The sequence below is a fragment of the Nocardia sp. NPDC004582 genome (genome assembly GCF_053602115.1).
This window is the reverse complement of the sequence record NZ_JBSGCY010000093.1, coordinates 16,835-27,140: the sequence shown is the minus strand read 5'-3', so window position 1 is coordinate 27,140 and position 10,306 is coordinate 16,835. Positions and strand designations below refer to the sequence as shown.

The 10,306-nt window shown below is 67.7% G+C and carries 11 protein-coding genes; 6 read left to right on the top strand and 5 right to left on the bottom strand.

The window, feature by feature from the left end; all coding sequences use genetic code 11:
- The first annotated feature begins 225 nt into the window (after positions 1-225).
- From ACWELJ_RS23370 to ACWELJ_RS23345, 6 genes are all read left to right on the top strand, one after another.
- Positions 226-1,077, top strand: coding sequence for an SGNH/GDSL hydrolase family protein (locus tag ACWELJ_RS23370; RefSeq protein WP_452368259.1), 852 nt, complete (start codon positions 226-228; stop codon positions 1,075-1,077).
- Positions 1,078-1,252: 175 nt separating this feature from the next.
- A complete protein-coding gene (locus tag ACWELJ_RS23365; protein WP_452368258.1) occupies positions 1,253-1,639 on the top strand; it encodes a hypothetical protein in 387 nt (128 codons plus the stop codon).
- 38 nt (positions 1,640-1,677) lie between these two features.
- Positions 1,678-2,583 (top strand): SGNH/GDSL hydrolase family protein, encoded by a 906-nt coding sequence (locus ACWELJ_RS23360; RefSeq protein WP_452368257.1) that lies wholly within the window; start codon positions 1,678-1,680, stop codon positions 2,581-2,583.
- Positions 2,580-3,932, top strand: a complete 1,353-nt coding sequence (locus tag ACWELJ_RS23355) for an acyltransferase family protein (protein ID WP_452368256.1) — start codon at positions 2,580-2,582, stop codon at positions 3,930-3,932. Before ACWELJ_RS23360 ends, ACWELJ_RS23355 begins: the two co-directional genes overlap by 4 nt.
- A gap of 154 nt (positions 3,933-4,086) precedes the next feature.
- A complete protein-coding gene (locus ACWELJ_RS23350; protein ID WP_452368255.1) occupies positions 4,087-5,622 on the top strand; it encodes an alkaline phosphatase family protein in 1,536 nt (511 codons plus the stop codon).
- A gap of 100 nt (positions 5,623-5,722) precedes the next feature.
- On the top strand, positions 5,723-6,373 hold the full coding sequence (locus ACWELJ_RS23345) for a hypothetical protein (RefSeq protein ID WP_452368254.1): 651 nt from the start codon (positions 5,723-5,725) through the stop codon (positions 6,371-6,373).
- 186 nt (positions 6,374-6,559) lie between these two features.
- On the opposite strand, the gene ACWELJ_RS23340 is transcribed toward ACWELJ_RS23345, so the two are convergent.
- The 5 genes from ACWELJ_RS23340 to narH all read right to left on the bottom strand — a co-directional run bounded on the left by ACWELJ_RS23340 (position 6,560) and on the right by narH (position 10,302).
- Entirely contained in the window at positions 6,560-6,865 is a 306-nt protein-coding gene (locus ACWELJ_RS23340) for a hypothetical protein (protein WP_452368253.1), read from the bottom strand.
- Between the two features lie 122 nt (positions 6,866-6,987).
- The gene (gene narI / locus ACWELJ_RS23335) at positions 6,988-7,722 is read right to left on the bottom strand and encodes a respiratory nitrate reductase subunit gamma (RefSeq protein ID WP_452368252.1); all 735 of its coding nucleotides are present in this window, start codon (positions 7,720-7,722) and stop codon (positions 6,988-6,990) included.
- On the bottom strand, positions 7,719-8,399 hold the full coding sequence (narJ, locus tag ACWELJ_RS23330) for a nitrate reductase molybdenum cofactor assembly chaperone (RefSeq protein WP_452368251.1): 681 nt from the start codon (positions 8,397-8,399) through the stop codon (positions 7,719-7,721). Before narJ ends, narI begins: the two co-directional genes overlap by 4 nt.
- Positions 8,396-8,590 (bottom strand): hypothetical protein, encoded by a 195-nt coding sequence (locus tag ACWELJ_RS23325; protein WP_452368250.1) that lies wholly within the window; start codon positions 8,588-8,590, stop codon positions 8,396-8,398. Before ACWELJ_RS23325 ends, narJ begins: the two co-directional genes overlap by 4 nt.
- Positions 8,587-10,302, bottom strand: coding sequence for a nitrate reductase subunit beta (gene narH, locus ACWELJ_RS23320; RefSeq protein ID WP_452368260.1), 1,716 nt, complete (start codon positions 10,300-10,302; stop codon positions 8,587-8,589). Before narH ends, ACWELJ_RS23325 begins: the two co-directional genes overlap by 4 nt.
- Positions 10,303-10,306 lie beyond the last annotated feature (4 nt).

The following is a 10,306-nucleotide window of genomic DNA, read 5'->3' as shown; positions in this document are numbered from 1 at the left end:
GTCGCGCCGGAAGCTCCCGCGCCGCAGCAGGTCGCCCCGCAGCCGGTGGCGCCCAAGCCCGCTCCGCAGGTCGAGCAGCCCGCGAAGCCCGCCCCGCCCACCCTGGACGCACCGGGCTTCGAACCCCGCGCCGGATACTGAGAGAGCTGGACAGGTCAGTTGCTGGGCAAGAATGGACGGTGGCTGTGTGCTGCCGTCGTCGCGGTGGCCGCCTCGGTCTCCGCGATGAGTACCACCCCCGCCGGCGCCGATCCGGGCGCCGGGGGCAGAGAGCTTGTGACCCTGGGCGATTCGTTCTCCGCGAACGCCTGGGACTTCATGGACGGTGACAACACCTGTCAGCGCCACGGGAAGACCGCGTGGCCGGTGCAGCTGGCCGAGCTGATGGGCGTGCACGGCACCGACCAGGTGTCGGACCCGTCCTGCCCGGGTTCGTCGATCGACAGCGGGCCGGGCTGGACCATGGCCCAGCAGGCGCAGCGAGCCGACAAGGAAGGCGCGTTCGGTCCCCGGACCAAGCTGGTGACGCTGCAGTTCAGCCTCAACGACAAGTGGGGCAAGAGCGACCAGACGCTGTGGGGGTCGCTGCAGAAATGCGTGTTCAACCTTCCGCTGGGCTGTGATCCCGAGGCCATCGACGAGAACCGGTTCCCCGACTACAACGGGGTCTCCGGCGCGCTGATGGCCAAGCGCATGAGCAATGTCGTCACCTACATCAAGTACTACGCGCCGAACGCGAAGATCGTCCTGGTCGGCTATCCGGAGCTGTTCACGCCGGGCACCAGCACGGTCTGCCTGAGCATCGCCGGCGTCGCGCCGTTCATCCAGTCGCGCGGGCGCGCGGTGGTCGAGTACTTCGACCGCATCGACAAGGCGGAGAAGGAAGCCGCCCAACTACTCGGGATCGAGTTCCTCGATGCCCGCGGGCTCACCACCGGTCATGGGCTCTGCTCGTCGCAGCCGTGGCTGAACGGTGTGTTCGACCCCCGGACAGATCTCGACGGTCTGTTCTTCCATCCGTCCACCCAGGGTGACACCGTCGTCGCCCGCGCTATCTACGACCGCTACGGTCACTGACCGTGTGCACAGCCGGTTACCGGCGGTTTGTCCGTCGGTAGCTACTCGTCGAGTCTGCTGGTTGCGCAGGGGTTTTGCAGTTTGCCGAACTCCTGTCGCAGCTTTCGCGGCCTCTTGTACACTCCGCGCAAAAGTGAAAAATCCGCAGTTCAATTTGCGATACGAGGGTTCCAACATGAACATCCGCATCACCGGCAAGTCGACCGCGCGCGCCACCGTGGCCGCCATCGGCTCCGTCCTGCTCATCGGTGGGCTCGCTGCGTGTGGCAGCGACAAGGCCTCCGACTCGCCCGCCACCACGACCACCTCCGTGGTCGCCCCGGCGAGCAGCTCGGCAGCTCCCGCGAGCAGCGCGGCCCCCGCGCCCGCCGCCCCGCCGGCCACCACCGAGGCCCCCAAGGCCGAGGCTCCCGCTCCCGCGCCGCAGGTCGAGGCCCCCGCCCCGCAGCAGGCCGCGCCGCAGCCGGTCGCGCCCAAGCCCGCCCCGCAGGTCGAGGCGCCCGCCAAGCAGGCGCCGCCGACCCTCGACGCTCCCGGCTTCGAGCCTCGCGCAGGGTACTGACGAGCCTGCGCAGGTTCTGAACAACGGAGAACGAGCACGTGTCGGGAAACAACGGACGGTGGCTGTGCGCCGCGGTGATGGCAGTCGCCGCGGCCATGGCGGGAACTTCGGGGGCACAGGCGGATTCGACTCCGCAAGGCAAAGAACTGGTCATCCTCGGTGACTCGTTCACCGCGAACGGGTGGGACCCGTCGGGGCAGGACAAGTCCTGCCAGCACGGCGCCACCGCCTGGCCGGCGCAGCTGCGGGACCGCTTGGGCCTGCACGGCGACGGACAGGTGTGGAACCAGTCCTGCCCGGGCGCGTCGATCGACACCGGGAACGGCTACATCCTGAAGGTCCAGGCGAGCAATGCCGACAAGGCGGGCGCGTTCGGTCCGAAGACGAAGCTGGTGACCCTGCAGTTCGGTCTCAACGATGTGTGGGGCGACTCCACGAAGTCGCCGTGGGATTCGATGCAGGCCTGCTTCTACGACCCCGCGGGCGGCTGTGGGGCCGACGCGGTGGCCGACGGCCGGATGGCCGACCCGAAGAACGTGACCGGCGTCGAGTACGCCGCACGGATCAGCAAGGTCGTCGCCTACGTCCGTTATTACGCCCCGAACGCGCGCATCGTGATCGTGGGGTATCCGGAGTTGTTCACGCCCGGCCAGGACGCGATCTGCTTCGACATCGCCGGTTTCGAGATCGGCCAGCCCAGGGGCCGCACGGTCGTCGACTATCTCGATCGATTCGATCAGGCGCAGCGGGAAGCCGCGGACCTGTTGAAGATCGAGTACCTCGACAGCCGGGCGCTCACCCGCGGGCACGGTCTGTGCACGCCCGACCAGTGGGTCAACGGCGTGTTCGACCCGAAAGTCAATGTCGCCGGTCTGCCGTTCCATCCGGCTCCGCAGGGCGACGCCGTGATTGCCAACGCCCTGCAGGAGAGGTACGCCCGATGACCCGACCACCCGAAGTCGTGCCCGGCACGCGGGAGGAATCCACCGCGCTCGCGGTGGATTCCTTCACCACCCAGCTGATCCAACCGGCGCCCGCGGCCCGCGCCGTCGAAACCACCGCGCCCCCGGTCGAATCCGTCATCGAGAAGGCCGACCGGGTCCGGCCCCCGCTGCCGTCGCTGACCGGCGCGCGCTGGTGGGCGGCGTTCGCGGTGTTCGTGCTGCACGCGCTGGTGTTCCTGCCGGTGTACCCGTTCCAGAAGTCGGAGATGTTCCGGAACATCCACGCGTGGATTCCGATGCAGCTCGGCGCGGCCGGCGTCACGTTCTTCTTCGTGCTGTCGGGCTTCATCATCTACTGGTCGTTCCGGCCGGGCATGGCGAAGAGCGCATTCTATCGCCGGCGCGTGCTGAAGATCTACCCGTCGCATCTGCTGGCGGCCGCGGCGTTCATCGTGGTGGCGAGTGTGCCGCTGCACCGCGCGGTGGTGTGGGTGCCGAACCTGCTGCTGGTGCACACCTACGTGCCGAAGTGGACCACGGTCGGCGGCCTGAACGTGCCGTCCTGGTCGCTGGCCGCGGAAATGCTGTTCTACCTGAGCTTCCCGCTGGTGCTGCCGCTGATCATGAAGATCCCGACGCGCCGGCTGGTGCTGGCGGCGGCGGTCCTGCTGCTGGGCATCGCCGCCCTGCACACCTCGTACTTCCTGTTCTTCGACGGCCCCAAGGGCATCGCGAACGCCTTCGCGCCGCGGCTGGTCCCGGGCACCACGTCGCCGTACTACGAGCTGCACGCCTCCCCGGCGTGGTTCCAGCAGGCGAACATCCCGGTGTCGCTGTCGTATTGGCTGAGCTACACCTTCCCGCTGTCGCGCCTGCCGGAGTTCTTCCTCGGCGTGCTGGCCGCGCGGATGGTGCTGGAAGGCAAGTGGCGCAACACCAATCTGCTGTGGCCGATGGTCGCCCTGACCATCTCGTACGCGTTGACCTGGGTCGTGCCGGTGAACTACAAGATGTCGGTCCTGATGCTGGCCCCGATGACCGCGGTGGTCGCCACCATGGCGAACCGTGACCTGCACGGCATCGGCAAGGTCAACTCGCATCCGCGCATGGTGTGGCTGGGCAATGTCTCCTTCGCCTTCTACCTGATCCAGTTCCCGGTGATGGTGCTGATCACCCGATACCTGATCGGCGGCAAGGAGTTCGGCGTCGTCGGCTGGGCGGGCTTCGCGGTGCTGAGCCTGGTGGTGTCGACGGTGATCGCGGCGGCGCTCTACCACTGGGTGGACCTGCCGATCATGAACAACTGGGCCCGCTCCAAGAAGAAGAAACCCGCGAAGGTCGCCGCCTGATCGGGCGGTACTTGCCGCACAACCGCTTCCGCCTATTGGTCGAATGACCAATAGGCGGTTCGCGTTCATCACCCGGCCACTGTGGGGCGGGTGGCTCGACATCTGAAACGTGTTCCATTCGGGTCGCATTTGTAACGACCCCTAAGGAACAGCTATGCGCCACAACGGCGTTCGACAACACCTCGGCAAGGTCCTCGCCCTCTCGGCGGCGGCCGTGCTCTCCGTCCTGAGCGGCTCGGCCGTCACCCCCACCGTGGCGCGGGCCGCGGTCACCAGCCCGAACCTGATCGTGGACGGCGATGCCGAGGCGGTGGCGCAGTGCTCGCCCAAGGGCCTCGACGGCATGACGCTGCCGGGCTGGACCATCGTCAAGGGCGAGCCGAACGCGGTGTGCTACGGGCAGTCCGGTTGGCCCGGCCCGTCCTCCACGGGCCCCTCGAACCGAGGCACGAAGTTCTTCACCGGCGGCGGCACCGGCAACTCCGAGATGAATCAGACCATCGACGTCTCGGGCGCGGCCGCGGCCATCGACGGGGGCGGGGTGAGCTTCGACCTGAACGGCTGGCTGGGCGGCTACGGCGCGCAGCTGGACAAGGCGAGTCTCACCGCGACCTTCCGCGACGGGACGGGGGGCAAGCTGGGGTCGGCCGACGCCGGCGGCGTGAGCAGCATCGACCGCGGCTTCAATACCGAACTGCTGCAACGTGATGCGAAGGGCACCCTGCCCAAGGGCACCCGCGCGGTCACCGTCGACGTGTACTTCACCTGGACCGACGGCGACACCACCGACGGCTACGCCGACAACCTGTCGTTCACCATCGGCGCGTCACTACCCGCCCCGGCGCTGACCGCCCCCGCCAGCACGGTGCCCGGCTACGACCACGTCTTCATGGTCTACCTGGAGAACCAGGACTACGACGGCCTCACCGGCATCATCGGCAATTCCGCGGCCCCCTATATCAACAGCCTGCGCTCGAAGGGCGCGACGCTGACCCAGTCCTACGCCACCACCCACCCCAGCGATCCGAACTACGTCGCCCTGGCGGCGGGCGGACTGTACGGGCTGGTCGACAACAGCGTCACCACCACGACCTTGAACGCCCGCCACATCGGCAACAGCGCGGACGCGGCGGGCAAGACGTGGAAGGGGTACGCCGAGGACGCCAACGGCAACTGCGACCAGACCGCGCACGGCGAGTACTACCAGGACGATCTGCCGTTCCTGTACTTCCAGAACATGAAGTCCGATCCGGGCTACTGCGCCGCGCATCTACAGCCGCTCACCCAGATGACGACCGATCTGCAATCCGCCACCACCACACCGAATTTCGTGTGGTTCGCGGCCAACGAGTGCCACAACATGGAGGGCTGCGGCGTCGCCTCGGGTGACAGCTGGCTCGGCGCGACCGTGCCCGCGATCCTGAACTCCCCGGCCTGGAAGCAGCAGCGCTCGCTGCTGATCGTCACCTTCGACGAGGGCTTCGCCAAGCTCTTCGGCCCGCTGTACCCGAACCGCGTGCCGACCATCGTGCTCGGGTCGCAGAACTCGGTGAAGGCGGGCTACGACAGCTCGCAGCGCACCGACCAGTACGGCCTGCTCCGCACCATCGACACCGCGCTGGGTCTGCCACCGCTCACCAATAACGACCGGTACGCGGCCACGGTGAACGACATCTATTCCGGCCACTGACATCTGGCCCCGGGCGCGGCGTGTCCGGTACGACTCGCCGCGTCCAGGGCGGATGGCGCGGGTGCGGGATCCTGTCGGTTCCCACCGCTAATCTGCCAGGATGGTGAAACCGGAATCGGCACTGCGCCGCTTGATGCGCGACACGGGGAAGTTGCTGCAGCCGTACGGTTTCGAGGGGGCCGAGCCCACCTGGACACGAGTGCTGCCCGAGGGCGTGGCCACCATCGCCCGGACCCGCACCTTCCGTACCTTCACCGGCGGGCAGCAGGTGCTGCGATTCGGGTTGGGCGCGTGGGCCACCCCGGCGGCCTGGCAGGAGTTCCGCGTGTGGCGCACCGAGCGCTACGGGCTGCGGCCCCTCGCTCCCGAGGCGGCCACCGGTCCCGGCCTGCTCCCCGGAGAGGGCCTGCCCGATGAATCCGGCGAACTATGGTCGGTGCGGCTGGATCGCTACCAGCCGGGCCACGTCCAGCCCGAGGACATCGAGGCGATTCGTGCCGAACTGCCGCGCCGGGTGCACGCCCACGCCCGCCGGGCGCTGCGCCTGCTCGAACCCGGCGGTTACCTGGAAGAGCTACTGACCCAGCCGGATCCGCGTGTCGAGACCTGGGAGGCGATCGTGGTCCTGCTCGCCGACCACGGGCCGGACCCACGGCTGGACGCGGCCCTGGACCGGCTGCGGGACCAGCCCGGCACTCAGGATGTCATGGAGTTCATCGCCGCTCGCGCCCTGTCGAGCCGGTCGGCGTAGAAGAACACCCGCCCGCAGCCGAGGCAGAGCAGGGCGAGCAGATCCGACAGGGGCCGTCCGCTATTGCGCCGGACCAGATACATATCCATGCTGCCGCCGACCAGGACCCGGCGTGCACCGCAGTCGGGGCAGGGCGTTTCCTGCGGCGTGACCCGCTCGGGCTCGGATTTTTTTGAGAGCACCCGGCTATTGTTGCCCGGCCGACTTCTGATATTCGCGCCATGCCTTCTGCGTGTCGGTCAGTTTCGGCTTCGGCGTGCGATTGCGGAAGAAATTCACCACCATCACCACCGGCAGGATGAAAGCCTGGAAGAAGATCAGGTAGGAGTCGCCGTCGAAAAGGAAGGCGAGGTAGAAGGCGTAGCCGAGATAGACCGCGCCGAAGATGGCGTCGATGGTGCGCGTGGTGCTGCTCTGCCCGTCCCGGACCGAGGCGAGCACCAGCATGATCACCCCGCTGAGCGCGAGCAGGCCGACATACCAATTGAACATGGATTCCCCCGAAGACAATTCGGGCCCGACCAGCCGGTTGGGCCGGGCCGAACGTTAACACCGCGAAAAACCGGGCGCCACCGACTAATCGGTGAACGCCCGGTTGCGCGACGGAATCCGCCTCAGCGGCGGGGAATGGCGGGGGTCTCCCAGGCTTTCGCATAGCGCTTCTTGTCCGCGGACTTGTCCGGCTTGCTGCGGTAGACCACATACGGCCGCACCAGGTAGCCGACCGGCGCGGAGAACATGTGCACCAGACGGGTGTAGGGCCAGAAGGCGATCAACGCCAGCACGACCAGCCCGTGCAGTTGGAACGTCCACGGCGTGCCCACCATGAGCTCCGGTCGCGGGTGCCCGGTGAAGATGCTCCGAAACCACGGGGACACGGTCTCGCGGTAGTTGTAGGTGCCCCACAGCAGATTGCTGCCCCAGGTATTGAGCAGGCCGGTGACCAGGGCGGCGGTCAGCAGGACATACATGACCTTGTCGTTGACGGTGGTGGCCTGGCGGACGGCGGACACCGTCAGGCGGCGGTAGGCCAGGATGGCGACGCCGATGATGACCGCCAGTCCCGCGACCGATCCCGCCGAGACCGCGACCACGTGGTACGCCGCCTCGGAGATGCCGAGGGCATCGGTCCACGACTCCGGGACGAGCACGCCCAGCACATGCCCGCCGATCACCCCGAGCATGCCGAAGTGGAACAGCGGGCTGCCCAGCTTCAGCAGCCGCGACTCGTGGATCTGCGAAGACCGTGTGGTCCAGCCGAATTGGTCGGTGCGATAGCGATACAGGTGGCCGAGCACGAATGACGTGAACGCGATGTAGGGGAGCATCAGCCAGAGCGCGGAGCTCATCGGCGGGCCTCCGTTCCGGAGAAGGCGAGCGGGTCCATGGCGAAGGGGTCGAGGCCGACCTCCTCCTCGGGCGGGCCCTGGGCGGCGAGTTCGGCGATGCGCCGGCGGTCGGCGGTGGTGACCGGTGGCAGGGTCGCCACCACCGACGCCAGCACCCCGGCATAAGGAGATCCGCTGTCGGAAAGCGACAACCGCAGCAGTTCCAGGACCGGGACGTGTTCGCCCAGCAGCCGTTCGCCGCCGATCGGGTCGACGGTGGCGGCGAATTCGAGCAGCACGGGCAGGTGGTCGGGCAGTTCCTCGTCGCCGAGTTCGACCCCGGCGTGCCGGTAGGCGTGCTTGAACCGCAGCAGCGCCATCCCGCGTTTGCGGGTGTCCCCGTAGGCGTAGAAGGTCAGGTGCAGGCTGGCCCGGCGGCGCATGTCGAAGGTCTCGACGTACTCCTGGGCCAGGGCGATCGGATCCCCGGTGCGCAGATGGGTGAGGAACCCGGCCAGCGGCGAGCGCACCGAGTCCGGCAGTTCCGCGGTGGCGGCGTCGAGTTCGTCGAGCAGCGAGAGGGTCTGCGCGTTCGGGTAGTCCAGCAGCAGCGCGCTCAGCCGCCACACCAGCCGCCGGTCCCGCTCGTTCATGGCGACAGCGGGCTCGGGGCGGCGGCGCAGTTTCAGCAGGCTCATCGCGCAGCCCCGGTGGATTCCGGTGCGGCGCCGCCGGTTTCGGCGGTGGCGTCGAGCTCATCGATCAGTGCGCGGGTGCGCGGGTGCGGGTAGTCCAGCGACAGCGCGTCCCGCCGCCACACCTCACGCCGGTCGTTGTCACTCGCGGTGACGGCGGGCACGGAGCGCCGCCGCAGTCCGATCAGCTTCATCGCGCCGCTCCCGTCGGTTCGGGCTCGATCGATTCGGTGTCCACCGCCGCTGTCTCCGCGGCGGGGGAGTGGTGCCCATTTCCCTTGGCTCCGTTGCCATTACCAGCGGCGCCGTTGCCGTTGGCGGATTTGGGCACCAGCCCGCTGGTGCTCTTGCCGTCCCAGTTGAGCAGGTTGATCCGATCGGACTTCTGCTCGGGCGCGGCGGCACCGTTGGTATCGGTGAGGTGGAATTTGTCGGCCATGTAGTCGAAGGCCGTCATGCCCGGCCCGCCGTCGGTGTCCAGGGAGCAGCCGGTGGCCAGCGAATCCAGTTCGTGCGCTTTGGATGTCGCGCCGGAGGGGATCACGTAGCGGTGCTCGTACTTGGCGATGGCGAGCAGCCGGTACATGGCCTCGATCTCCTCGGGCTCCAGGCCGACCGCGTCCGGGATGGACAGGTCGGGTTCCTGGCCGAGGTTGATCGAGCGCATGAAGGACCGCATGCCCGCCAGCCGCTGCAGGGAGGCGCGCACCGGGCCGATCTCACCGGCGGTGAACAGTTCGGCCAAGTACTCCAACGGAATTCGCAGCGCGTCGATCGCTCCGAACAGGTTGTTGTGGTTCTCGCCGTCGTGCCCGGTCCGGGTGAGGGTATCGACCACCGGCGACAGCGGCGGCACGTACCAGACCATCGGCATGGTGCGGTATTCCGGATGCAGCGGCAGCGCGATCTGGTAGTCGACGATCAGCTTGTAGACCGGCGAATCCTGCGCGGCGGCAATCCATTCCGGGGAGATCCCGGCCCGCTCGGCCTCGGCGATGACGCGCGGGTCGTGTGGGTTGAGGAACACGCCCAGCTGCGACGGGTACAGGTCCTGGTCGTTCTCGACCGAGGCGGCCTCGAGCACCTTGTCGGCGTCGTAGAGCATGACGCCGATGTAGCGCAGCCGTCCGACACAGGTTTCCGAGCACACCGTCGGGATGCCGACCTCCACCCGCGGGTAGCAGAAAGTGCATTTCTCCGCTTTGCCCGTCTTGTGGTTGAAGTAGATCTTCTTGTACGGGCAGCCGGTGACACACTGCCGCCAGCCGCGGCATTTGTCCTGGTCGACGAGCACGATGCCGTCCTCGGCGCGCTTGTAGATCGCGCCGGAGGGGCACGACGCCGCGCAGGACGGGTTCAGGCAGTGCTCGCAGATGCGCGGCAGGTAGAACATGAAGGTCTCTTCGAACTCCAGTTTCACCTGCTCGGACAGCTTGGCCAGCAGCGGGTCCTTGCCGACCTGCTCGGGACCCGAACCCAGCGAGTCGTCCCAGTTCGCGCCCCAGGTGACCTTGGTGTCCTCGCCGGTGATCAGCGACTTGGGCTTGGCCACCGGGGTAGTGTCCATCTGCGGGGCGGACAGCAGGTTCTCGTAGTCGTAGCTCCACGGGTCGTAGTAGTCCGACACGGTGGGCAGGTCCGGGTTGGCGAAGATATTGAGCAGCCGCTTCATCCGGGAGCCGGACTTGAGCGTGAGGCGGCCCTTCTTGTCGAGGGTCCACCCGCCCTTCCACTTCTCCTGGTCCTCGTAGCGGCGCGGATAACCCTGTCCCGGACGGGTTTCCACATTGTTGAACCACACGTATTCGGTGCCGGAGCGGTTGGTCCAGGCCTGTTTGCAGGTGACCGAGCAGGTGTGGCAGCCGATGCACTTGTCCAGGTTCATGACCATGGCGAGCTGAGCCATGACG